21 protein-coding genes are annotated in these 22,726 nt (G+C 64.1%); 11 read left to right on the top strand and 10 right to left on the bottom strand.

Annotation, left to right across the window (positions count from 1 at the left end):
* Positions 1-49: 49 nt before the first annotated feature.
* From I3J27_RS03300 to I3J27_RS03320, 5 genes are all read right to left on the bottom strand, one after another.
* Positions 50-1,663, bottom strand: coding sequence for a benzoate-CoA ligase family protein (locus tag I3J27_RS03300; protein WP_270165159.1), 1,614 nt, complete (start codon positions 1,661-1,663; stop codon positions 50-52).
* Positions 1,660-2,799 (bottom strand): FAD-dependent monooxygenase, encoded by a 1,140-nt coding sequence (locus I3J27_RS03305; RefSeq protein WP_270165162.1) that lies wholly within the window; start codon positions 2,797-2,799, stop codon positions 1,660-1,662. Before I3J27_RS03305 ends, I3J27_RS03300 begins: the two co-directional genes overlap by 4 nt.
* Positions 2,800-2,989: 190 nt before the next feature.
* Positions 2,990-3,205 carry a hypothetical protein gene (locus I3J27_RS03310; protein ID WP_270165164.1) on the bottom strand — a complete coding sequence of 72 codons (216 nt, stop codon included), beginning with the start codon at positions 3,203-3,205 and terminating at the stop codon, positions 2,990-2,992.
* Positions 3,206-3,336: 131 nt separating this feature from the next.
* Complete coding sequence (locus I3J27_RS03315) at positions 3,337-4,146, bottom strand: hypothetical protein (RefSeq protein ID WP_270165167.1); 810 nt, start codon at positions 4,144-4,146, stop codon at positions 3,337-3,339.
* 211 nt (positions 4,147-4,357) lie between these two features.
* Positions 4,358-5,359: an NADP-dependent oxidoreductase gene (locus I3J27_RS03320; RefSeq protein WP_270165169.1), complete on the bottom strand. Its 1,002-nt coding sequence runs from the start codon at positions 5,357-5,359 to the stop codon at positions 4,358-4,360.
* A gap of 210 nt (positions 5,360-5,569) precedes the next feature.
* Between I3J27_RS03320 and I3J27_RS03325 the strand changes: the two genes are divergently transcribed.
* Together I3J27_RS03325 and I3J27_RS03330 are read left to right on the top strand one after the other, a co-directional pair.
* Positions 5,570-6,868 carry a dicarboxylate/amino acid:cation symporter gene (locus tag I3J27_RS03325; RefSeq protein WP_270165171.1) on the top strand — a complete coding sequence of 433 codons (1,299 nt, stop codon included), beginning with the start codon at positions 5,570-5,572 and terminating at the stop codon, positions 6,866-6,868.
* A 9-nt stretch (positions 6,869-6,877) separates the two neighbouring features.
* Positions 6,878-7,804, top strand: a complete 927-nt coding sequence (locus I3J27_RS03330; RefSeq protein WP_270165173.1) for an amino acid ABC transporter substrate-binding protein — start codon at positions 6,878-6,880, stop codon at positions 7,802-7,804.
* A gap of 211 nt (positions 7,805-8,015) precedes the next feature.
* Here I3J27_RS03330 and I3J27_RS03335 read toward each other — a convergent pair whose 3' ends face one another.
* Complete coding sequence (locus I3J27_RS03335; RefSeq protein ID WP_270165175.1) at positions 8,016-8,816, bottom strand: ATP-grasp domain-containing protein; 801 nt, start codon at positions 8,814-8,816, stop codon at positions 8,016-8,018.
* 373 nt (positions 8,817-9,189) lie between these two features.
* Between I3J27_RS03335 and I3J27_RS03340 the strand changes: the two genes are divergently transcribed.
* From I3J27_RS03340 to I3J27_RS03350, 3 genes are all read left to right on the top strand, one after another.
* Positions 9,190-9,963 carry a ferredoxin--NADP reductase gene (locus I3J27_RS03340; protein WP_270165177.1) on the top strand — a complete coding sequence of 258 codons (774 nt, stop codon included), beginning with the start codon at positions 9,190-9,192 and terminating at the stop codon, positions 9,961-9,963.
* A gap of 276 nt (positions 9,964-10,239) precedes the next feature.
* Positions 10,240-11,928 carry an FMN-binding glutamate synthase family protein gene (locus tag I3J27_RS03345; protein WP_370691937.1) on the top strand — a complete coding sequence of 563 codons (1,689 nt, stop codon included), beginning with the start codon at positions 10,240-10,242 and terminating at the stop codon, positions 11,926-11,928.
* Positions 11,929-12,032: 104 nt separating this feature from the next.
* A complete protein-coding gene (locus I3J27_RS03350; RefSeq protein ID WP_270165179.1) occupies positions 12,033-12,272 on the top strand; it encodes a PilZ domain-containing protein in 240 nt (79 codons plus the stop codon).
* A gap of 17 nt (positions 12,273-12,289) precedes the next feature.
* Here I3J27_RS03350 and I3J27_RS03355 read toward each other — a convergent pair whose 3' ends face one another.
* Positions 12,290-13,585, bottom strand: coding sequence for a hemolysin family protein (locus tag I3J27_RS03355; RefSeq protein WP_270165181.1), 1,296 nt, complete (start codon positions 13,583-13,585; stop codon positions 12,290-12,292).
* A gap of 240 nt (positions 13,586-13,825) precedes the next feature.
* Here I3J27_RS03355 and I3J27_RS03360 point away from each other — a divergent pair, with 240 nt between their 5' ends.
* Complete coding sequence (locus tag I3J27_RS03360; RefSeq protein WP_270165183.1) at positions 13,826-14,557, top strand: sulfite exporter TauE/SafE family protein; 732 nt, start codon at positions 13,826-13,828, stop codon at positions 14,555-14,557.
* Positions 14,558-14,564: 7 nt separating this feature from the next.
* On the opposite strand, the gene I3J27_RS03365 is transcribed toward I3J27_RS03360, so the two are convergent.
* The 3 genes from I3J27_RS03365 to I3J27_RS03375 form a co-directional block, all read right to left on the bottom strand.
* On the bottom strand, positions 14,565-16,535 hold the full coding sequence (locus tag I3J27_RS03365) for a carbohydrate porin (protein WP_270165185.1): 1,971 nt from the start codon (positions 16,533-16,535) through the stop codon (positions 14,565-14,567).
* A 411-nt stretch (positions 16,536-16,946) separates the two neighbouring features.
* Positions 16,947-17,210 carry a hypothetical protein gene (locus I3J27_RS03370; RefSeq protein ID WP_270165188.1) on the bottom strand — a complete coding sequence of 88 codons (264 nt, stop codon included), beginning with the start codon at positions 17,208-17,210 and terminating at the stop codon, positions 16,947-16,949.
* 139 nt (positions 17,211-17,349) lie between these two features.
* Positions 17,350-18,156, bottom strand: a complete 807-nt coding sequence (locus I3J27_RS03375) for a creatininase family protein (protein WP_270165190.1) — start codon at positions 18,154-18,156, stop codon at positions 17,350-17,352.
* A 139-nt stretch (positions 18,157-18,295) separates the two neighbouring features.
* Between I3J27_RS03375 and I3J27_RS03380 the strand changes: the two genes are divergently transcribed.
* From I3J27_RS03380 to I3J27_RS03400, 5 genes are read left to right on the top strand one after another with little or no spacing between them, the layout of a single operon-like run.
* The gene (locus I3J27_RS03380) at positions 18,296-19,318 is read left to right on the top strand and encodes an ABC transporter substrate-binding protein (RefSeq protein WP_270165192.1); all 1,023 of its coding nucleotides are present in this window, start codon (positions 18,296-18,298) and stop codon (positions 19,316-19,318) included.
* Positions 19,319-19,328: 10 nt separating this feature from the next.
* The gene (locus I3J27_RS03385; RefSeq protein ID WP_270165193.1) at positions 19,329-20,144 is read left to right on the top strand and encodes an ABC transporter ATP-binding protein; all 816 of its coding nucleotides are present in this window, start codon (positions 19,329-19,331) and stop codon (positions 20,142-20,144) included.
* Complete coding sequence (locus I3J27_RS03390; RefSeq protein WP_270165195.1) at positions 20,141-20,956, top strand: ABC transporter permease; 816 nt, start codon at positions 20,141-20,143, stop codon at positions 20,954-20,956. The genes I3J27_RS03385 and I3J27_RS03390 overlap by 4 nt, the downstream gene beginning before the upstream one ends.
* Positions 20,956-21,945 carry a 2-hydroxyacid dehydrogenase gene (locus tag I3J27_RS03395; RefSeq protein ID WP_270165198.1) on the top strand — a complete coding sequence of 330 codons (990 nt, stop codon included), beginning with the start codon at positions 20,956-20,958 and terminating at the stop codon, positions 21,943-21,945. Before I3J27_RS03390 ends, I3J27_RS03395 begins: the two co-directional genes overlap by 1 nt.
* On the top strand, positions 21,945-22,637 hold the full coding sequence (locus I3J27_RS03400; RefSeq protein ID WP_270165200.1) for an AprI/Inh family metalloprotease inhibitor: 693 nt from the start codon (positions 21,945-21,947) through the stop codon (positions 22,635-22,637). The genes I3J27_RS03395 and I3J27_RS03400 overlap by 1 nt, the downstream gene beginning before the upstream one ends.
* Positions 22,638-22,726: the final 89 nt, after the last annotated feature.

Consider the following 22,726-nt stretch of genomic DNA (forward strand, 5'->3'; position numbering starts at 1 on the left):
CACCGAGAGTGTAGGTTCGCGCGTGCGTCCCTCACTCTTGCTCCTCCCCTCACATCCGCAACAACGCCTGCCGATCGATCTTCCCCGTGCCCGTTTTCGGCAGCTCGTCGATGAAGATCACCTCGCGCGGATATTTGTACGGCAGCAGCTTGCCTTTGACGTAGTCCTGCAGCCGCCGCGTCGCTTCACTCTGGTCGGCGGCGCGATTGTTCATCACCACCACCGCCTTCAGCGTCATGCGCCGGTCCGGCAGCTCGCTCGCGAACACCGCGCATTCGCGGATGTCGGGATGATCAGCCAGACACAGCTCGACCTCGAGCGGGTAGACCCACTGGCCGGAGATCTTGATCAGATCGTCGGCGCGGCCGCGGAAGAAGTGGAAGCCGTCGGCATCGCGGACGAAGCGGTCGCCGGTGTAGATCCAGCCGCCGTCGCGGATGGTCTCGGCGGATTTGTCCGGCCTGTTCCAGTACAGCGGCGTGTTGGAATCGCCGCGCACCCACAGGATGCCTTCCTCGTCGTCGGCGACGTCGCGTCCGTTCTTGTCGCGCAGCGCGACCTCGTAGCCGGGCACGCGCAGGCCGGCGGCGCCGAGCTTCTTCTGCTCGGGGCGGTTGGAGAGATAGATGTGCAGCACCTCGGTCGAGCCGAGGCCTTCGACGATCTCCAGGCCCGTGAGCGTCTTCCAGCCGTTGAAGACCTCGGCCGAGAGCACCTCGGCCGCCGAGAGTGACATGCGCAGCGACGAAAAGTCGGCCTTGTCCGCGCCGTCGGCCTTGGTCAGCGAGGTGTAGAGCGTCGGCAGGCCGAAGAAGTGCGTTGGCTTGTAATGCGCGATCGCGGCAAAGATCGACGCGGGCTTCGGCTGGCCCGGCAGCAGCAGCGTCGCCGCACCCGCGGAGAACGGGAAGGTGACGGAGTTGCCGAAGCCGTAAGCGAAGAAAATCTTCGGCACCGAGAAGCAGATGTCGCCAGGCGACAGCTTCAACACGTTCCGCGCAAAGGCGGCATCGCTATAGGCCATGTCGTGCTGGAGGTGCACGATGCCCTTGGGCCGGCCGGTCGAGCCGGACGAGTACATCCAGAACGCCATCTCGTTGCGATGCGTGTCGGCCTCCGCGAGGTCGGCCGGAAATTGCGGGAGCCAGCTTGCCGCTGCGACCGCCGCAGGCGCGGCGTGATCGCCCGCCGCGCCATTGACGACGATCAGCGTGCGCAGGCGCGTGTCCTTGCAGGCCTCCGCATTGAACCGCGCCGCGAATTCGGCATCCGCCACCGCAACACGCGCGCCGGAATCGGCGAGATAGAATTGCAGCAGATCCGGCGGCGTCAGCGTGTTGATCAGGAGCGGCACGAAGCCGGCACGCACCGCGCCGAAGAAGGCGGCGGGATAGGCCGGCGTGTCGTCGAGGAACAGCAGCACGCGGTCGCCGCGCGTCAGGCCGAGCGATGCAAACCCGTTGCCCCAACGGCAAGCCTCCGCGCAAAGCTCGGCATAGGTCCGCGTGCCCGCGGGACCGATGAGCGCCAGCTTGTCGCCGCGGCCCTTGCCGAGATTGTCAAACAGCACACGGCTGGCGTTGTAGACCTGCGGAACGGCAAAACCGATCTCGCTTGCCCCCGCGCTGTCGGCCGGCACCTTGTCGCGAATCTCATTGCTCATGCCGCACCTCCGCCATTCTTGGCAGCCTCGTAGCGGGCCATGAAGGACGGCGACATCGCGCGTAACCGAGAATCGTCGATGCGGCCGGAGCGGGTGATGTAGCTGTAGGCAAAGTCCATCAGGTCAAGCTGCATGTGCTGGGCAAAATGCTCGTACCAGAAGGCGCTGGTTCGCGCCGCGTTGACGAGCTTCTGCACCACCGGCTTGCGCGCAGCCTGGTAGCGGTGCAGCGCCGTCGACAGATGCGCATCCGACTCCAGCGCCTTGACCAGCGCGATGGCGTCCTCGATCGCGAGCCGCGTGCCCGAGCCGATCGAGAAATGCGCCGAGTGCAGCGCGTCGCCGATCAGCACCATGTTCTTGAACGACCAGTGCTCGTTCCAGACCCAGGGAAAATTGCGCCAGACCGATTTGTTCGAGACCAGCGAGCGGCCGCCGAGCGTGTCCGCGAACACTTCCTCGCAGACGCCCTTGGACTGCTCGACGTCCTTGTAGGCGAAGCCATAGGCCTGCCAGGTCGCGTGATCGCACTCGACCAGGAAGGTGCTCATGTTCGGCGAGTAGCGGTAGTGGTGGGCGTTGAACGCGCCGCGGTCGGTCCTCACGAAAGTCTGCGACAGCGTATCGAAGCGCTTCGAGGTGCCGTACCAGACGAACTTGTTGGAGGAGTAGGACAGCGATGTGCCGAAATCGCCCTCGAAGGCGCGCCGCACCAGCGAGTTCAGCCCGTCGGCGGCGACGATCAGGTCATGGCCGTTGAGCTGGCTGATCTCGTGGATCGGGGTGTCGAAGCGCGGCGTGACGCCGACATCGAGCGCGCGCTGCTGGAGGAACTGCAACAACTCGAGCCGGCCGATCGAGGCGAAGCCGACGCCATCGATGGCGACGCTGTCGCCGCCCAGGTTCAGCGTGATGTTCTCCCAGCTCTCCATATGCGGCGCGATCGCGTCGACCGTCTCGGGGTCGTCGGCGCGCAGGAATTCCAGCGCCTGGTCGGAGAACACGACGCCAAAGCCCCAGGTCGCGTCGGCCGGGTTCTGTTCGAACAGGTCGACTTGATCCTCGGGGTGACGCTTCTTCCAGAGATAGGCGAAGTAGAGCCCACCGGGCCCCCCGCCAATCACGGCGATCCGCAACGTCTGCCTCCCTAATTGACAGTATACTTACTATCTAGGGGTAGACTAATGTGCTCCAGCTTCCCGCGCCAGCGGAATTATTGGCCAGGCGAGGCACGCCGAAACTCATGCCGGACACACGTTTGACGCGTGTCCGAAGCAGTGAGGCGCAAAGCATAGCCAAACCGCGGCGGCTTGGCCATCCGCACCGTCAGACGCAGCGCTTCACGTAGACCCCGTTCACCAGCACCCGGGTGCAGCGGACGACCGGAACCGGCTTGCGGACCACGACGGCCGCGTTCGGCCCGGCGCAGCCGGCGCGATAGACGCCGCGGGCGCACACCACCGCATTGGCATCTTTGGCCTCGAACGTCATGGTTGCTCCGAAGGCGAGGAGCGCAGAAGCAACGAGCAGCAATGAACGCATGTTGTCCTCCCGGTCTTGTCGTGATTGAAATCGATATCGGCCAAAGGTTTGTCGTTGCAGGCGTGCGAAAAATTCATGCGCGCACGCCGTCCATCATTGTCGCGCACTTTGGCGCGTCTTCATGCGCTGCCTTATCGCGCAGCGAAGGGCGCCAGCACGTCCTTGCACGCCGGCGACAGCGAGGCGGCATTGCTCGCGACGCACTGCACGATGCGGCCGCCGCCGGGTGCGACGCCGGCACAGAGCGTGCGGATGTCGGCGCTGCAGGCGGAGCGGATAATGAACAGCTCTTCACGCGGCCGCAGCGGGCGCAGAACGATCGCGGCGGGCGCCGCCGCCGGTGCTGCCGCCGCAGGAGCTGCGCCCGCAGGCGCTGCCGTCGCTGTGGCACCACCGGTCGCGGCGCTCACGGCCTTCTCGCAAGCCGGCGAAACCTTGGCCTTGTTCTTCTCCAGGCATTCGAGCGCGGGCGCGCCGCCCGGTGGCACGCCGGCGCAGACCTTGGGGTAATCGCCCCGGCACGCACTCTTGACCGCGGCGGTCTGGGCGCTGCTGGGTGGCTTGGCGGCAACGGCCTTCGGCGCCGGCGCGGCTGCCGGCTTTGCGGCGGCGGGCGCTGATTCCGCCTTGGGCGCAGCCTCGGTCTTGGGCGCGGCCGGCGCGGCTTCGGTCTTCGGCGCCGCCGCGGGCTCGACCGCGCGTACCGCGGTCTGGCATCCCGACGACAGGCTGGACATGTTCTTCGTCAGGCATTGATAGGCTTCCACGCCGCCAGGCGTCACGCTCGCGCAATGCGCCATGAAGTCCGAGCGGCATGCGGAGCGCATCGCGCTCTTCTGTGCCTCGGTCGGGGCTTGCGCGAATGCGCTTGTTGCAGTTGCGAAGAGTGTTGCGGCCAGCAACACCGTACGCGTTGATGCATGTTTCAACGTATTGAACATTGGGGTGAATTCCTGCCCTGTCGGTAACGACGATGATTTTCTTAAATGTGATGCAAGCAATCGTCGCGGATCGTGCCGCGAGCGGCATCATTGGCCGCTTCGACCTCTACCGCAAGTAGATAATGCCTCTGCAATTGCGACGTAACTTAGAGCATGGTCCGGAAAAGCGTGCAGCGGTTTTCCGGAAAGACCATGCTCACAGGATACGTCGTCAGAGCCTGACCATGCGCTTGCCGCGGTTGTTGCCCGCGAGCAATCCGATCAGCGCCTGCGGCGTGTTCTGCAATCCGTCGATGATGTCCTCCTGCACCTTCAGCTTGCCGGACTTCACCCAGGCCTGAAGCTCGGCGAGCGCGCGCTGGCTGTCCTTCATGTAGTCCATCACGATGAAGCCCTGCATGACCAGCCGCTTCACCACGATCAGGCCGGGCACGCCGCGCGGGCCGTGCGCGGCGGGTGCGCCGTCATATTGCGAGATCGCGCCGCAGCAGGCGATGCGGCCGTAATTGTTCATCTGTGGCAGGCAGGCTTCCAGAATGTCGCCGCCGACATTGTCGAAATAGACGTCGATGCCCTTGGGCGCCGCCGCGCGCAATGCCTTGAACACCGCGCCGTCCTTGTAGTCGACGGCGGCATCGAAGCCGAGCTCGGAGGTCAGCCAGTTGCACTTGTCGGCGCCGCCGGCGATGCCGACCACGCGGCATCCCTTGATCTTGGCGATCTGTCCGACGATCGAGCCGACCGAGCCCGCGGCGGCGGAGACCACCACCGTCTCGCCCTCCCTGGGCTTGCCGATCTCCAGCAGTCCGAAATAGGCGGTGAGGCCGGCGATGCCGAACACGCTGAGCAGGTGCGTCATCGGTTCGAGCTTCGGCATCTTGGTGAGATGCTTCGCCGGCACCGCCGCAAACTCCTGCCAGCCGGTGTCGCCGAACACGATGTCGCCGGCAGCGAGCCCTTCGGCCTTCGAGCTGACGACCTCCGCGATGCCGCCGCCGGCCATCACGCTGTTGGCCTCGACCGCGGAACGATAGGTCGCGCCATGCATCCAGGCGCGGTTGGCGGCGTCGAGCGAGATGTAACGCACTTGCAGCAAGACCTCGCCGTCCTTCGGCTCGGGCATCGCGCTCTCGACCATCTTGAAGTGTTCTGGACCGAGCTTGCCGCTGGGTTTTTCCACCAGAAGAATCTGGCGATTGATGCTGCCGCTCATGGCGTTTCCTCTTCGTTTGTTTGACGATTATTGATGCAGGTGCCGCAAAGAAAACGTGCAAGCCGCATTCGTTGTGCGCTGCATGAAGGCTAGAGCGGTGCGTTCCATTTCGCAATGGGAACATCCGGCTCTCGCGACTGCACGCCAAGCGTGTTGCGTCGTCGTCATATCTGCGACATCATGAAGCGCCGGTGTACGTGGGGGTAAGCAATGTCGAACAGGTTTACGCAATACATTCTGGCGGCGATGGTGCTCGGCATCATCATGGGGTCGGCGATCTACAACTTCCTGCCCGATACCCGCGCCGAGTGGGCCTCCGCCATCAACCTGGTCGCCGTGATATTCCTGCGCCTGATCAAGATGATCATCGCGCCTCTGGTGTTCGCGACGCTGGTCGGCGGCATCGCCCATATGGGCTCCGGCTCCAAGCTCGGACGCATCTTCGCCAAGACCATGGGCTGGTTCGTCAGCGCTTCCTTCGTGTCGCTGCTACTCGGTCTCGTGATGGTCAATTTGCTTCAGCCCGGCGCCAACTTCCCCGGCACACTGCCTGCGGCGGGCCAATCGACCGGCCTCCCGGTCTCGGCCTTCTCGATCGAGAAATTCCTGACCCATCTGATCCCGACCTCGATCGCGGACGCGATGGCGCAGAACGAGATCCTCCAGATCGTGATCTTCGCCGTGTTCTTCTCGGTGGCGATGGGCTCGATGCCCGAGCGCTCCAAGCCGATCCTGGCGCTGATCGACGATATCGGCCACATCATGCTCAAGGTCACGGGCTATGTGATGCTGTTCGCGCCGCTCGCGGTGTGGGCGGCCATCACCGCGACGGTCGCCAGGAACGGCCTCTTGGTGCTCTGGAAGCTCATCGTCTTCATGGGCGGCTTCTATCTGTCGCTGGCGATCCTGTGGGGCATCCTGGTGATCGTCGGCTTCATCGTGATCGGGCCGCGCTACAGCCACCTGCTGAAGCTGATCCGCGAACCCCTGATGATCGCGTTCTCGACCGCGAGCTCCGAGGCGGCCTATCCGAAGACGCTGGAGGGCCTCAACCGCTTCGGCGCCTCGTCGCGGATCTCGAGCTTCGTGCTGCCGCTCGGCTATTCCTTCAACCTCGACGGCACGATGATGTACTGCACCTTCGCGAGCGTCTTCATCGCGCAGAGCTATCACATCGACATGCCGCTCGGCACCCAGCTTGCGATGCTGGCAACCCTGATGATCACCTCGAAGGGCGTCGCCGGCGTGCCGCGCGCCTCCCTCGTCGTGATCGCCTCGACGCTGTCGCAGTTCGGCATCCCGGAGGCCGGCCTGTTGATGATCATGGGCATCGACACCTTCCTCGACATGGGGCGCAGCGCCACCAACGTGATCGGCAACACGCTGGCGACCTCGGTCGTCGCGAAGTGGGAAGGCGAGCTCGGGCCCGAGCATGAGATGGGACCGGGCGATGCCGTGCCCGGCGACATGGTGCCGGGTGAAGTGCCCGCAATGGCCGGCCATGGTTAGGAGCGAACCATGGGAAAGACACTGGCGGGGTCGTTGACCCGCGGCGGCCTGTGGCTCGCGGCATGTTTGCTGGCGACCGCGGCATCCGCCCAGACCGGCAGCGAAGGGCTGAGCCCGACGCTGTCGGCCATCAAGAAGGCGCACTCCGTGCGGCTCGGCTATCGCGAGAGCTCGCCGCCGTTCTCCTTCCTCGACCAGTCGGGTCGTCCGATCGGCTACAGCCTCGAGCTCTGCGAGGCCATCGTCGAGGAGATCGGCGTCGAGGTTGACGATGCCAATCTGAAGATCGACTACGTCAAGGTCACCTCGGACGACCGCATCGACGCCGTGCTCCAGAACAAGATCGACCTGGAATGCGGCTCGACCACCGCCAATGCCGAGCGCGGCAAGCGCGTCGCGTTCTCTCCGCTGATGTTCGTCGCAGGCACCAAGCTGATGGTGCCGAAGGGAGCGGCTATTTCTGGTGCCGCGGACCTAAAGGGCAGGACCGTGGTGGTGACCAAGGGCACCACCAACGAGCAGGCGATGCACGCCGTCGACAAAAAGCTCTCGCTCGGCCTTAACATCGTGACCGCGCCGGATCACGAGCAGTCGTTCCAGATGGTGAACGACGGCAAGGCTGATGCGTTCGCAACCGACGATATCCTGCTCTATGGCCTGATCGCACGTCACAAGGCGCAGGAATATTTTCGCGTGGTCGGAGACTATTTGTCCTACGATCCCTACGGCATCATGTTCAGGAAAGGCGAGCCGCAACTCTCGGCCGTGGTCGAGCGCACCTTCCGCAAGCTCGGCTCCAACCGCGATCTCGTCCCGCTCTACAACAAATGGTTCACCGCAAGGCTCCCCACCGGCGAACGGCTGAACGTGCCGATCTCGCTGCAGCTGGAGGAAGCCTTCAAGGCGATGGACGATTCGGCCAGCGCGAATAATTAGCGGCTTGTATTGCGATGATTGCGCCGCGATCTCGCTGCTTTTCCTTCTCCCCTTGTGGGAGAAGGTGGCGCGAAGCGCCGGATGAGGGGTATGTCTCCGCAAGTTCGACCGTGAGAGGGTCATGCGCGGAGAGAACCCCTCACCCGTCTCACCGCTGCGCGGTGAGCCACCCTCTTCCACAAGGGGAGAGGGTGCAGTGTGCTCGTTGCCGCTAATTTTTGCCAAACACCCGATCCAGCGCCGCGTCGTACGTCGCCTGCACCAGCTCCGGATGCAGCTTCGCCAGCGCCTCCATCATCACGCCGGAATTGATCTCGAGCACGCGCCACGCGCCATCCACGCGGATCACGTCGATCGAGGCGAAGACAATGCCGATGGCGCGCGCGGCATCGATCGCGAGCTTCACGCAGGCCGTTCGAACCTCGCCGTCCTCCAGCAGCACCGGTTTTGCGCCGGCATCGAGATTGTGCCGCCAATCCGTGCCACGCTGCTTGCTGTAGACGACGAGCGGCACGTCATCGAGCAGCACGACACGGACCTCGTCCTCGATCGCGACATAGGGCGAGATCACGAGCCCGGCGCTCATCGCAAAGACCTCGCTGGCCGCATGGTCGAGCTCCGCCTCCGTCGTCACCTTGAACACCGAGCGCCCCGATGTCCCCTCGTTCGGCTTCACCACCACGCCTTGCGGATGGCCGGCCAGCAGCTCCAGCATGGCCTCGCGCCAGGCGGGGCCGACAACATGCTTGCCGAGCTTGGGATTGAGGAAGAGGTGATGCCGAATGCAGGGCACGTCCGCCAGCGCCAGCGCCTCGGCGGCGGCGGATTTGTCGTTGGCGAGGCGATGCGCGATGGCGCTGTTGAGGCCGATGTCGTAGCCGAAGGCGAAGTGGCGTTTTTCGTTCCGGCGCATCGCGATCAGCCAGCCACCGGCGCGGACATCGATCGCGATGCCGTGGCTTGCGCAATAGCGCCTGATCGCCTGGACGAAGATCCGCTCGCTGCCTGACATCTGCTTCCGTCGTCCCTGTCGCCAAAAACCGCAAAAATGCGGGAAACGGCGCCAACCGGCGTGAAAATCAGAGCTATTCTTAATGAAATTCTCGCGAGCACGACGGAAATTAAGTGCTGCAATCGGGCCCTGGAGGGAAAAGAAATTGCCCGCCGTGCGCGCCCGGCAGCAGATTCATTAATGATGCGACCATTTCCGCCGCAAATGCCGGTTTGACCGGCATCAATTGCATCCGGAACGAGGTTGATTATTGGTCTCAATGGCGTAGATCACACACGCGAAATCCTCCGCCATGGCAATGGTGTCCGCCCCGCTTTCAGGGCCGGGCTACGCTTTTGTCCTAAAACCGCAATTATTCGGAATAGCGAAAATCATGAGCGCGTTTTACCGAGAGAAGGTTCTTTCCGTCCAGCACTGGACCGACACGCTGTTCAGCTTCCGCGCCACGCGCGACACCGGCTTCCGTTTCCAGAACGGCCAGTTCGCGATGATCGGCCTCGAGGTCGATGGCCGCCCGCTGCTGCGCGCCTACAGCATGGCAAGCGCCAACCACGAGGAAGAGCTCGAGTTCTTCTCGATCAAGGTTCAGGACGGCCCGCTCACCTCGCGCCTCCAGAAGATCAAGGAAGGCGACACCATCCTGGTCGGCCGCAAGGCAACCGGCACGCTGATCACCGACAACCTCATCCCCGGCAAGCGGCTGATGCTGCTCTCGACCGGGACGGGTCTGGCGCCCTTCGCCAGCCTGATCAAGGACCCCGAGGTCTACGAGCAGTTCGAGAGCATCGTGCTGGTGCACGGCTGCCGTCAGGTCTCCGAGCTCGCCTATGGCGAGAAGCTGGTCGCTTCCCTGCGCGAAGACGAGCTGTTCGGGGAGCTGCTCGCGGACAAGCTGATCTACTATCCGACCGTGACCCGCGAGCCGTTCCGCAACCGTGGCCGCATCACCGACCTCATCAACTCCGAGCAGATCTTCAACGACATCGGACAGTCGCCGCTCAACATCGAGACCGACCGCGTCATGATGTGCGGCAGCCCGGGGATGCTCGAAGAGCTGAAGGTGATGTTCGAGGGCCGCGACTTCATCGAGGGAAGCGGCAACAAGCCCGGTCATTTCGTGATCGAGAAGGCGTTCGTCGAGCGGTAAGGGCTACTTACCATCTCGGCAGCGTATTGGGCTGCCAGCCCTTCACTCCGCCGTCGTCCCGGGTCCGCGCTTACGCCTGCCCGGGATGACAGGCTCAGTTTGTGGCTACTGCGGCCTTCTCCCATCCGCAGCTTTGCTGCACTGCAAACAGCCTGTCCTCTCGGCTGATTGATTTGTCTCCGCCGAATTCGCTAGCCTGAAACAACGGCCGCGTCATATCCGTATGACAGGCGCGGGCGTATCGTACCGCCTCATGCTGGCGAGAGGGTGGGAATCGTGGCCGACGACAACAAGACACAGGAATCTCCCAAACGTTTGCCGCTGGCGGAAGAGGGGGTCATGGAAACCCTGCTGCTGCCGTTCTCGCCGCGCTTCATCGTGCTGACGATCTGCGCGGTCGTCACCGCGCTCTTGATCGGCATCGGCATCGCCGACCACAAGATCTTCGACATCCTGCTGATCCCGATCCTGATCTTCGGTGCCCTGACGCTGCTTGGCGTCCGTGACCTGCTCCAGAAGGGCCACGCGGTCCTGCGCAACTACCCGATCTCGGCGCATATGCGCTTCCTGCTCGAAGAGATACGCCCGGAGATGCGGCAGTATTTCTTCGAGAGCGAGAAGGACGGCATGCCGTTCTCGCGCGACACCCGTTCGCTCGTCTATCAGCGCGCCAAGATGCAGCTCGACAAGCGACCGTTCGGCACCCAGGAGGACGTCTATCGCGAGGGCTATGAGTGGATGCATCACTCGGTCTCGCCGAAGACGCATGCCGAGGAGAAATTCCGCATCACCATCGGCGGTCCCGACTGCCAAAAGCCGTATTCCGCCTCGGTGTTCAACATCTCGGCGATGAGTTTTGGTGCGCTCAGCCCGAATGCGGTGCGTGCACTCAATGCCGGAGCGAAAAAGGGCGGCTTCGCGCATGACACCGGCGAGGGCGGCTTCAGCCCCTATCACCGCGAGATGGGCGGCGACATCATCTGGGAGATCGGGTCCGGCTATTTCGGCTGCCGTCATCTCGACGGCACCTTCGATCCGGAGGCGTTCGCGCGTGTCGCGAGCCAGGACCAGATCAAGATGGTCGAGCTCAAGATCAGCCAGGGCGCCAAGCCCGGCCATGGCGGCGTGCTGCCGGCGGCAAAGGTCTCGGAGGAGATCTCGAAGATCCGCGGCGTTGCGATGGGCGAGGATTGCATCTCGCCGGCCTCGCACCGCGCTTTCTCGACGCCAACGGGCATGATGCAGTTCATCGCCGAGATGCGAAAGCTTTCCGGCGGCAAGCCGGCCGGCTTCAAGCTGTGCATCGGCCATCCCTGGGAATTCCTGGCGATCTGCAAGGCGATGATAGAAACCGGAATCTATCCCGACTTCATCGTCGTCGACGGCAATGAGGGCGGCACCGGCGCCGCGCCGCTGGAGTTCATGGACCATCTCGGCATGCCGATGCGCGAGGGCGTCAGTTTCGTTCACAACGCGCTGGTCGGCATCAACGTGCGCGACCGCATCAAGATCGGCGCGTCCGGCAAGATCGCGACCGCCTTCGACATGGCGCGCGCGATGGCGATCGGCGCCGACTATTGCAACTCGGCGCGCGGCTTCATGTTCTCGCTCGGCTGCATCCAGTCGCTGAGCTGCCATACCGACCGCTGCCCGACCGGCGTGGCGACGCAGGACCCGACGCGGGCGCGCGCGCTCTACGTGCCGCTCAAGATCGACCGCGTGCACAATTATCACCACGCGACGCTGCACTCGCTGACCGAGCTGATCGCCGCGGCCGGCCTCGAACATCCCCAGCAGCTGCGCCCGATCCACTTCAACCAACGGACTTCGACGACCCAGGTGCAATCCTTTGCGCAGCTCTATCCGGCGCTGCGCCCGGGCGAGCTGCTCGAAGGCACCGAAGATCCGCGCTTCCGCGACGCCTGGCGGATGGCCCGGGCGGAGACGTTCCAGCCGGCGCTGTGAGCACGGCGCTCCGCCGGTGGCGGCGCCGGTCCGGCCGGCATAAATTCATGGCGAGCGCGGCTGGCGCTTAACGTTTGGTTCAACTTTGGGTATAGATTGTGCCCATGGACGAACGGCGCGACAAGGCGAGACATCGCGTTCTGAAGGCCGGAACGATCGAGTTCGGCGGCGGCGCGATCGACTGCACCGTCCGCAATTTCTCCGACACCGGTGCCGCTCTCGACGTCACCAGCCCCATCGGCATCCCCGAACATTTCACCCTGTTCATCCAGGCCGACGGATTGCATCTGCCCTGCACCGTGATCTGGCGCAAGGAAAAGCGGATCGGGGTGAGGGTCGGGTGAGGCGCCAGAGCGCGCGCTCAACCCGTCTCCACCTCGCTCAACCGGCTCGCCAGAATCTTGTCGATCCTCCGTCCGTCGAGATCGACGACCTCGATGTGCCAGCCGGCGAAGTCGAAGGCATCGCCGACATTGGGCAGCACGTTGAACTGCTGCAGCACAAGGCCCGCCACCGTGTTGTAGCGGTGCGGCGGCAACTCGATGCCGAGCAGCTCGCCGAACTCGTCGACCGGCATCCAGCCGGAGATCAGCAGGGAGTCGTCGGGACGTTTGACATAGGCCGGCTCCGGCGGTCCTTCCTCGGAATGGAAGGCGCCGACGATGGATTCGAGGATGTCGGCCGTCGTCACCATGCCTTCGAAGGCACCATACTCGTCGTAGACGAGGCCGACATGAACCGGCGCAGCCTTCAGGATCGCCAGCACATCGCGGGCGTCCGCCGAGGCCGGGATGCCGGGCGCTTCGCGCACCAGCGCGCGCAGATCCGGCGTGCGTTCGTTCATATAGGCGATCAGGAGGTCCTTGGCCTGGAGCACGCCGATCGGCTTGTCGCGATCGCCGTCCGAGACGGGAAAGCGCGAATGCGGGCTCTTGACGATGGTCTCGTGAATGGCCTCCGGCGGATCGCGCAGGTCGATCTCGTTGACCTCCGTGCGCGGCGTCATGATCGCACCGACCGGCCGGTCGCCGAGCCGCATCACGCCGGCGATCATTTCCTTTTCGCCGGACTCCAGCACGCCCGCGTTCTCGGCCTCGGTGACGAGATGATGGATCTCGTCTTCCGACACCTTCTCTTCGGACTTGCCGCCCTGGCCGAGCAGGGTGAGGATCACCTTGCCGGAGAGATCGAGCAGGAAGACGAGCGGCAGCGAGACCTTCGCCAGCAGGTGCATCGCCGGCGCAACCTTCACCGCGATGCTTTCGGGGTCGCGCAGCGCCACCTGCTTCGGCACCAGCTCGCCGACGATCAGCGTCGCGTAAGTGATCAGCGTGACGACGAGGCCGACGCCGACGATGTCGGCGATCCCCGCGGACAGGCCGAGCTCGAGCAGCCATTGCGTCAACCGCTGTCCGAGCGTCGCGCCCGAGAATGCGCCCGAGAGCACGCCGACCAGCGTGATGCCGATCTGCACCGTCGAGAGGAATTTTCCGGGATCGGCCGCCAGCGTCAGCGCCCGCTCGGCGCCGCGCACGCCCTTGGCGGCGAGCAGCGACAACCGGGCCGGGCGGGACGAGACCACGGCCAGCTCGGACATGGACAAAAGGCCGTTGATGACGATCAGGACGACGACGATGATGAGTTCGACGGACAACATTGTGCGCAAGGAGAAGGGACACTTGACCCGGCGGGCGCCGGACCAAGCCCCTTATATATGAACTCGAAGCGCAATTTGTCCGGTTCCGACCCAAATTGTCGCACCCGTGGCACGACCGTCGGCACGCGGGCATTGTAGGAGGAACCGGATTCTCCTAGGCTTGCAGGACGGGGGTGTCGCAGCCTCCCCGTGAAGTGGAGATCCCACGCAAGCGCTGCTCGCTGATGTCTGGAGCGAGCAATGGACGGGATCGCAATCGAGCTTCCACTTTTCCTGTTGGCCACCTTTGTCGGCGCATTCGTCGCCGGTCTCTCCGGCTTTGCCTTTGGTCTGGTCGCGGCGTCGCTGTGGCTCTATGTGCTGACGCCGCTCCAGAGCGCAAGCCTGATCATCGGCTTCGGCCTTCTGGTGCAGGGCTACTCGGTCTGGAAGCTGCGCGCAGCGCTCGATTGGCGCCGGCTGTGGCCCTTCGTGATCGGTGCTCTCCTTGGCGTGCCGGTCGGCGTGGCGTTTCTGACCTCGACCGATCCGCGCAGCCTTCGCCTCGGCGTCGGCATCATCCTGATCGCCTACAGCCTCTATGCATTTTTCCGGCCGCAACTGAAGCTGGCGATCGCCATGCCGCCTGCCGCTGATGCAGCGGTGGGTTTCGTCAACGGTGTGCTCGGCGGGCTGACAGGCCTTGCCGGCATCGTCATCACCATCTGGTGCAATCTGCGCGGGCTGCCCAAGGACGTTCAGCGTGCCACGTTCCAGCCGGTCGCCGTCGTGGTGTTCGCGACGGCGGCGCTCTGGCTGGGCGCAAAGGGCTCGTTCACGCTTGAAACAGCCAGATTGTTCGCGCTCGGCCTGCCATTCCTGCTCGCCGGCACATGGCTCGGCCTGAAGCTGTTCGGCCGGATTGACGACGCAACGTTCCGCCGGATCGTGCTGGCGCTGCTGTTCGCCTCGGGCGTGGCGCTGCTGTTCTGATCCGCGATTAGAACTCGCCGTGCAGCCGACCCGAGAACACCGACACCGGCCCGCGATCGGCGTTGTAGGCGGGGTTGACGATGAGCTGGTAGTCGGCCGTGAGGGTGAGATTCTTGTTCAGCGCGTAGGCGTAATAGGTTTCGAGGATGCGCTCCTTGCGGTAGTTGAGCGCGCCGTCGCCGACGAGAACACCGAGGCCGCCGGCGGCCAGGAAGTCGCGATAGTCCTGCGAGATGGCATTGATGGCGCCGCCGATGCCGATCACGTCGTCGGGCCGGCCCCATTTCGTGCCCTTGATCGACAGTCCGCCCGACAGGCTGCGGTTGATGTCGGTGAAGGCAATCGTCTCGCTCTTGCCGTCGTTCCAGCTCCAGCGGCCGAACAGTCCGACATCGTCGGTGATCGCCTGTTCGAGGTTGACGACATAGCCGACCTTGATGCGGCCGTGCCGGGTCTGCGCGATGTCGAGATTGAGCGCGGGATTGTCCAGCGTCTCGCGGAAGCTGCCCATGTTGGCGCTGTCGAGCCAGCCCATGGTCCTGAGCTTGCCGGGCTGGCCGAACAGCGAGAAGCGGGTCTCGAGCTCGACCACGTACTGGCCGCGCTCCCCGACCTTGGTGTCGAAATGATTTGAATTGGGCTCTGCGACCATCAGGAAATAGCCGCCGCGCAGCGCCCATTGCTTCTGGTTGAGCTCGGCGGTGACGCCATAGGTCAGGCCGACCTTGTCGGCGGAATAGTCGAAGGCGCCCGGCGCCCACAGCGACCAGTTCATGAAATCCTTGCGGGTGTCCTTGGCGTAGGCATTGCCGTCGAACACGTCGACCACCGCGAACTTGCCGGCCTGCACCGTGAGGCGCGACACGTCGACCTTCTGTCCCAGTTGCAATTGTCCGCTCGCAAGCTCTTCCTGCTCGCCGCCAAATCCAAACGTCTGGCGCACGAACAGGCGCGAGGTGTTGTAGTGCGGGTAGGGGAAGTTCGACTTCTGCGCTTCACCGTTGGGGAAGCCTGCCGCGCCGACCGTGTCGTTCAGTCCAAATCCCTGGAGCAGCTCGGGATTGTAATAGACCTCACCGCCGTCCCACAGCCGCGCATTCAGGAACAGGCTGTTGCTCCACGTCGCCTTGGCCTGCGCCGACGGCGAGAGCGAGTTCTGTCCGCTGTAGGGCGCAGAGAACGACGGATAGCCTTGCGGCAGATAGGTGCTCTGGCCGTGAATCTCCCAGCGATCCGATTCCGTGTCGATCAGGGAGCTGTTCGGGTTGTAGCTGGGCATGCCCGGCCAATCGACCTTGCGGTTCAAGCCGAGCCTGATCTGCTGGAGGTCGAGCGACGAGGAGCTGTATTGGGCGCCCGTCGAGAAGGCGACGTTGGCGCCGTCAAAGCGGCTGTAGAGATATTCGAGCCGCGCACTCCAATGCGGGGCGAAACCGTATTCGATGCCGGCACCCGCGACCCAGCCGGGCCGCGTGTTCAGGATTTTCGGGACGTCGGCGCCGGAGGCCGGCGTGTCGAAATAGCGCTCGCCCATCCAGGCAAAACCGCCGGTGGCGTAGACCAGCCACGGGCCGCTGGTGTAGCCGACGCGGCCGCGCAGGCTCGCGGCATAGTCCCATTGCTGCGTGACGGTGTTGGCGGGCGTTGCCAGGAATGAGACGATCGAATTCGAGGTGATGTAGTTGGGGAACGAGAAATCGCCTTCGACGCCGACCAGCCAGCCGGAGTTGAGCCGGTAATTGTAGCCGGCCTGCACGCCGCCGATCATGCCGCTGAAGACGCCGCTGCCGTTGAGCGCGGCGCCGTCATTCAGCGCAAAGCGCGACGAACCAAGGCTGTAGCCGGCATGCGCGCCGATATAGAGGCCGGTCCAGTCATAGACCGCCTTCAGCGCCGGGGCCTTCAAAGGCAGATCCGCCGCATGGCCGGCGGCAGGAAGAGCCAGCAGGCCCGAGGCAATTGCCGCGGCCGTCCGCAAGTACCGGTGTCGATGCTCTCTCAACGTCAAAACGCACGCCCCCAAACGCAGATGTGTCCACCCGCCGCGATACCCCAGCCGATTCGCGACGGTCCTGTCACCAGGTCTTGTCGCCAAGTCTTGGGTGTTCACGCGATCGGACCAGACGATCCCGATTTCCCGCAATTTCTTCCCAAGCCCCTGTGCTTGTTCCGAACCTTATTGCGATTAATTCGCAATAGCAACTGGTGCGGATTGCCGCAGAGGAGGGTTCGCACTGCTGTGTGACGGAGCTGCAACAAATTCGCGGGTCCCAAAATGGATGACCCCGCCCGGGGGGACAGCCGGGCGGGGTCGGGGGCACGACACGGGGTGGATGAGGCGCCCGTGTCGGACGCAGGATCCACGTGAGATCGGCCTCAGGTACTCAAATCAGTAGCAGGTACGAACCCGACCAACGTACTGGCCGAAGGCATTGTACTGGGCGACCCAGCCGCAGCGGCGATAGCTGTAGTAGTAGGGATCGTTGCTGGCGGCGACCGCGGAGCCGATGACGGCGGCAGTGGCGATGCCGGCACCCACGCCCCAGACCCAGCCGGGCTGCTTGGCTTCGGCCGAGGAGGTGGTGGACACGATGCTGCCGGTGACGGCGAGGGTGGCGAGAGCGAGCGCGGCAATCTTGGTCTTGATCGACATGTGAAACTCCATCCGGGTTGAGGCGGTCCGTTGTGGCCCGCGTACCGAGTTGGACGGAGGCTCCTCGCGTCCGGTTCGAAAACGACAAATCCGCTCCCGAAGTGAGAAGTTTTCCTGAATAATTACAGGAGGATATCGGCTAGCCGAGGGGGCCCTTGGCGAGCCTGTTCACGTCGAAGTTATCGACTTCGCCCAGCAGTTCGCAGAAGGCCGTCGCGCCTTGATCGAGCAGCTGCTCGCCTTTCGCCGGCACGGCCAGTGTCGCGTTGCCGATGGCGCCGCTGGCGTTGAGATCCTGCGCCTGCCAGGCGAACGGTGCGGGCCGCTGCGTCGACAGCCAGCGATATTGCTGCTCCATCGCGCTGCTGCTTGCGGGAAAATCCGCGATCGCGTCGACGCGCACCTGATCGGGATAACGCGCCAGCATGATCGAGGTCTCGACAGCGCCGCCATGAATGCCGTGACGCACTTCATCGGCCGGGAACAATGTGTCCGCGCCCGACAGCCGCGACCACGACGTCGTCACCACGAACAGTTTTTGGTGCGCGCGCAGATCCTGCGCGATCAGCATCATGGCCGCACTGTTGCCGCCATGGCTGGTGATGATGACGAGCTTCCTCACGCCGCGCCGTGCGACGTCCTCGCCGATTGTAGTCCATCGCTTCAGCGCAACGTCAGTCGGCAGGGTCTGCGTGCCCGGATAGTCGATATGCTCGGTGGAAATTCCGACCGGTTCGATGGGCAGGAACGTCGCCGGAATCGTCTCGGGCAACAGCTCGCGCACGCGCGCGAGATAGGCGTCCGCGATCAGCACGTCGGTTTCGAGCGGCAGATGCGGGCCGTGCTGCTCGGTCGCCGCCAGCGGCAGCACCGCGATCCAGCGCGACACGTCCGCGAGGGCTGCGTTGGCCCAACGGATCTCGGTCCAGTCGCGGGAAGGCGTCATCAAGGTTTCTTTGCCCGAATTTGTCGCGTATTTTGGCGTTATGAGGGGACGCGGGCCAGGCCGGCTCTCGTCCCCTGATATCTTGCGGTTTTATCGCGTTGGCTTGGTATCGGCCAGCCACGATCGGCGGAGTCCCATCATGAGCCCCTCTCATCTGCGGCGAGCGTTAACGGCGGGCTTGATGGCCGCTTTCGTCTGGAGCGTCCCGGCACGGGCCGAAACGCTGGACAAGGTCACCTTCGGCACCAACTGGGTCGCCGAGGCCGAGCATGGCGGCTTCTTCCAGGCGGTCGCCGACGGCACCTACAAGAAATACGGCCTCGACGTCAGCATCGTTCCCGGCGGTCCGAACGAGAACAACCGGATGCTCCTGATCGCCGGCAAGATCGACTTCTTCATGGCCGCGAACACGCTGATGTCGTTCGACGCGGTGGCGAGCAACGTGCCCGTCGTCACCATCGCCGCGGTCTTCCAGAAGGACCCGCAGGTGATGCTGACGCAACCCGATGCCAAGGTTGCGAAGATCGAGGACCTCAAGCCGCTGACGCTGTTCGTCTCCAAGGAGGGCATGACCAGCTACTTCCAGTGGCTGAAGTCCGAATATGGGTTCAGCGAGAAGAACGTCCGTCCCTACAATTTCAATCCGCAGCCCTTCATCGCCAACCCCAAGAGCGCGATGCAGGGCTACGTCACCTCCGAGCCCTTCGCGGTCGAGAAGGCCGCGGGCTTCAAGCCGAACGTGCTGCTGCTCGCCGATTCCGGCTTCAACACCTATTCGACCCTGATCGAAGCCCGCCGCGACATGGTCGAGAAGAAGCCGGACCTGGTGCAGCGCTTCGTCGATGCCTCCATGATCGGCTGGTACAACTACATCTACCGCGACAATTCCGCCGGCAATGCCATGATCAAGAAGCTCAACCCGGAGATGACCGACGATCTGCTCGCCTATTCCGTCGCCAAGATGAAGGAATACGGCATCGTCGATTCCGGCGACAGCTTGAAGAACGGCATCGGCGCGATGAGCGACGAGCGCTACACCTCCTTCTTCAACAAGATGGTGAAGGCCGGCGTCGTGAAGGCGGATCTCGACTTCCGCAAATCCTATACGCTGCGCTTCGTCAACAAGGGCGTCGGCGTCGAGCTTCGCCCCAGCAAGCCGTAACGCAAGCTTCATGTCCCCTGTCAAAACGTCGTCAGGTGTCGAAGCCAGCCTGACGGCCCTCGCCGTCAGCCTGCGCGGCGTGACGAAAGCGTATGACAACGGCGTCATGGCGCTCGGCCCGCTCGATCTCGCCGTGCGCAAGGGCGAGTTCATCTCGCTGCTGGGCCCGTCCGGCTGCGGCAAGTCGACTGCGCTGCGCATCATCGCGGAGCTCAGCGCGCCGTCATCCGGTATCGTGCGGGTGGCGCGCCATGAGGGCGCGCCGCAGCCCGGCCACGGCATCGGCTTCGTGTTTCAGGAGCCGACCCTGATGCCCTGGACCAGCGTGCGCGAGAACGTGCGGCTGCCCCTGAAGCTCGCGGGCGTGACGAAGGCGGAAGCGCGTGCGCGTGCCGACGAGGCACTGGCCAGCGTGGGCCTCGCCGATTTCGCCGAGGCTTTCCCGCGCGAGCTCTCCGGCGGGATGAAGATGCGGGTGTCGCTGGCGCGCGCTCTCGTCACCGATCCCGAGATCCTCCTGATGGATGAGCCGTTCGCCGCGCTCGACGAGATCACGCGCTTCCGTCTCAACAACGATCTGCTCGCGCTGTGGCGCAGGCTCGGCAAGACCGTCATCTTCGTCACCCATTCGGTGTTCGAATCCGTCTATCTGTCGCAGCGTGTCGTGGTGATGACGTCGCGGCCCGGCCGCATCCAGGCCGACATCCGCATCGAGACGGTCGAGCCGCGGGCTGAGGAGTTTCGCACCTCGGCAGCCTATTCCGACTATTGCCGCAAAGTGTCCGCCGCGCTGGCGCCATCCTATTCGGGGCAGTCGACGCTATGAATGCCCAAGCTGTCGTCACAAAACCATCAGTCGCGCAGCGCGCGCTGCGCTTCGTGCTGCCCGTCATCGTGTTCGCGGCGGGACTTCTCGCCTGGGAACTGGTGGTGCGTATCAAGGACATCCCGCCTTACGTGCTGCCGGCGCCCTCGGTCATCGTCCTGACACTGATCAAGGATTGGGCGGTGCTGTCACAATCGCTCGCCGCCACGCTGCTGACCACGCTTGAAGGTTTTGTGGCCGCCAGCGTCGGCGGCATCGCGCTGGCGCTGTTGTTCAACCAGTCGAAACGGGTCGAATATTCGCTCTTCCCCTATGCAATCGTCCTGCAGGTGACGCCGGTGATCGCGATTGCGCCGCTCTTGCTGATCTATCTGGAGCAGCAGACCGCGGTCGTCGTCTGCGCCTTCATCGTCGCCTTTTTCCCGGTGCTGTCCAACACCACGCTCGGGCTCAATTCGGTCGATCGCAACCTCTCGGGCCTGTTCCAGCTCTACGGCGCCTCGGCGTCGCAGACCCTGCGTTTCCTGAAACTGCCGGCGGCACTGCCCTATATCCTCGGCGGGCTGCGCATCGCGGGCGGCCTGTCGCTGATCGGCGCGGTCGTGGCCGAGATCGCGGCCGGCACCGCCGGCGCCGGCTCGGGGCTTGCCTACAGGATCGCCGAATCCGGCTACCGTTTGAACATACCCCGCATGTTCGCGGCGCTGCTTTTGTTGTCGCTCGCCGGGATTGTCATCTATGGGGTGCTGGCGCTAGTTTCCCACCTCGTTTTACGGCGCTGGCACGAGAGCGCGCTTGGAAAGGACAACTGATGACTGCCGGTTCGATTTCGTCCGAAAAGATCGACCTTCTGATTTATGGACCGGTGCGGCCGATCCTCGAGAACGGGTTTTCCGATCATTTCGTCGTTCATAAGGCCGAGACGCACGGCGACCTCGAGAGGCTGACGCCGGCAATCCGCGACAAGATCCGCGGCGTGGCCGTGACCTACCACACCGTGCGCGCCGACAAGGGATCGCTGTCGCAATTGCCCAAGATCGAAATGGTGGCGAGCTTCGGCGTCGGCTACGATCACGTCGACGCCAAATACGCCGCCGAGCACAACATCATCGTCACCAACACGCCCGACGTGCTGACCGAGGAGGTCGCCGACGTCGCGATGGGCCTGTTGATCTCGACGGTGCGTGAGTTCATCAAGGCCGACCGCTACGTCCGCTCCGGCCTCTGGCAGACGCAGAACTATCCGCTCAGCGTCGGTTCGCTGCGCGACCGCAAGGTCGGCATCGTCGGCATGGGCCGGATCGGCCAGGCGATCGCGCGCCGGCTCGATGCCTCGCTGGTGCCGGTGGTCTATCACACGCGCAATCCGTCCAAGGACGTCTCCTACAAGCACTATCCTGATCTGATCGAGATGGCGAAGGCGGTGGATACGCTGATGGTGATCGTGCCCGGCGGCGCCTCGACCAACAAGATGATCAATGCCGAGGTGCTGAAGGCGCTCGGTCCGCGCGGCGTGCTGGTCAACGTCGCGCGCGGCTCCGTCGTCGACGAGCAGGCTTTGGTCCAGGCGCTGAAATCAGGCACCATCCTCGCCGCCGGTCTCGACGTGTTCGCGGCCGAGCCGAACGTGCCTGACGAGCTCAAGACCATGCAGAACGTCGTGCTGCTGCCGCATATCGGCTCGGCCTCGGTGGTGACGCGCAACGCGATGGACCAGCTCGTGGTCGACAACCTCAAGTCATGGTTCTCAGGCAAGGCGCCGCTGACGCCGGTTGCGGAAACGCCGTTCAAGGGGCGCTGATGACCGCTCTTCGGGTTCTCGCATTCGCCATCGCGGCATGTGCTGCCGCGATGGGTTCTGCACGCGCGCAGGATGCGACGAGCCTGAAGAAGCAGATGCCCGGACAATGGGAGCTCTCGACCACCGAGCGCAGCAAGACCTGCGTCGTCACGATGAAGGGCGACGCTGCGGGCCAGGGCTTCAAGCTGGAGCTGGAGCCGGCCTGCAAGACCGCGCTGCCTTTCACCAAGGACATCGTCGCCTGGAGCGTCAGGGGCCTCGATATCGTCCGGTTGCAGGATGCGAGCGGTGAAGCCGTGATCGACTTCACCGAAGTCGAGGCCGGCATCTTCGAGGGCCTGCGCCAGGGCGAGGGCGTCTACATCCTCCAGGACCTCGCCGCCGCCCGCTCGATGGCCAAGTCGATGGACCAGATGATCGGCGACTGGTCGATGGTGCGCGGCAACGGCCAGCCGGTGTGCGGGCTGACGCTGACCAACACCGAGGCCGGCTCGGACAATTTCCAGGTTTTCGTCAAGCCGAAATGCGATCCGGCGATTGCGCAGTTCAATCCGACGCAATGGCGGCTCGAGCGTGGCCAGATCATCCTGCTGTCGAAATCAGGTGACGTCTGGCAATTCGAGGCCGACGACAACGCGCAGTGGCGGCGCGTCCCCGACACCGCCGATCCCCTGATCATGCTGCGGCAGTAGGCGCCGTCCCGACCATCCCGCCGTCACTGACCGGGAACCGGACCGGCAGCGCATCCGTTAGCGGAACAGATGATTTCGTTGGGAGCTCC

Origin of the sequence: Bradyrhizobium xenonodulans (assembly GCF_027594865.1) — a bacterium.
Classification (GTDB): Bacteria; Pseudomonadota; Alphaproteobacteria; order Rhizobiales; family Xanthobacteraceae; genus Bradyrhizobium; species Bradyrhizobium xenonodulans.

Coding starts and splice junctions, on each gene's coding strand:
- I3J27_RS03330 (WP_270165173.1), top strand. CDS start 6,878: ATGGGAAAGACACTGGCGGGGTCGTTGACCCGCGGCGGCCTGTGGCTC.
- I3J27_RS03370 (WP_270165188.1), bottom strand. CDS start 17,210: ATGTCGATCAAGACCAAGATTGCCGCGCTCGCTCTCGCCACCCTCGCC.
- I3J27_RS03395 (WP_270165198.1), top strand. CDS start 20,956: ATGACTGCCGGTTCGATTTCGTCCGAAAAGATCGACCTTCTGATTTAT.
- I3J27_RS03350 (WP_270165179.1), top strand. CDS start 12,033: ATGGACGAACGGCGCGACAAGGCGAGACATCGCGTTCTGAAGGCCGGA.
- I3J27_RS03340 (WP_270165177.1), top strand. CDS start 9,190: ATGAGCGCGTTTTACCGAGAGAAGGTTCTTTCCGTCCAGCACTGGACC.
- I3J27_RS03315 (WP_270165167.1), bottom strand. CDS start 4,146: ATGTTCAATACGTTGAAACATGCATCAACGCGTACGGTGTTGCTGGCC.
- I3J27_RS03380 (WP_270165192.1), top strand. CDS start 18,296: ATGAGCCCCTCTCATCTGCGGCGAGCGTTAACGGCGGGCTTGATGGCC.
- I3J27_RS03400 (WP_270165200.1), top strand. CDS start 21,945: ATGACCGCTCTTCGGGTTCTCGCATTCGCCATCGCGGCATGTGCTGCC.
- I3J27_RS03390 (WP_270165195.1), top strand. CDS start 20,141: ATGAATGCCCAAGCTGTCGTCACAAAACCATCAGTCGCGCAGCGCGCG.
- I3J27_RS03320 (WP_270165169.1), bottom strand. CDS start 5,359: ATGAGCGGCAGCATCAATCGCCAGATTCTTCTGGTGGAAAAACCCAGC.
- I3J27_RS03335 (WP_270165175.1), bottom strand. CDS start 8,816: ATGTCAGGCAGCGAGCGGATCTTCGTCCAGGCGATCAGGCGCTATTGC.
- I3J27_RS03325 (WP_270165171.1), top strand. CDS start 5,570: ATGTCGAACAGGTTTACGCAATACATTCTGGCGGCGATGGTGCTCGGC.
- I3J27_RS03360 (WP_270165183.1), top strand. CDS start 13,826: ATGGACGGGATCGCAATCGAGCTTCCACTTTTCCTGTTGGCCACCTTT.
- I3J27_RS03375 (WP_270165190.1), bottom strand. CDS start 18,156: ATGACGCCTTCCCGCGACTGGACCGAGATCCGTTGGGCCAACGCAGCC.
- I3J27_RS03385 (WP_270165193.1), top strand. CDS start 19,329: ATGTCCCCTGTCAAAACGTCGTCAGGTGTCGAAGCCAGCCTGACGGCC.
- I3J27_RS03310 (WP_270165164.1), bottom strand. CDS start 3,205: ATGCGTTCATTGCTGCTCGTTGCTTCTGCGCTCCTCGCCTTCGGAGCA.
- I3J27_RS03300 (WP_270165159.1), bottom strand. CDS start 1,663: ATGAGCAATGAGATTCGCGACAAGGTGCCGGCCGACAGCGCGGGGGCA.
- I3J27_RS03355 (WP_270165181.1), bottom strand. CDS start 13,585: ATGTTGTCCGTCGAACTCATCATCGTCGTCGTCCTGATCGTCATCAAC.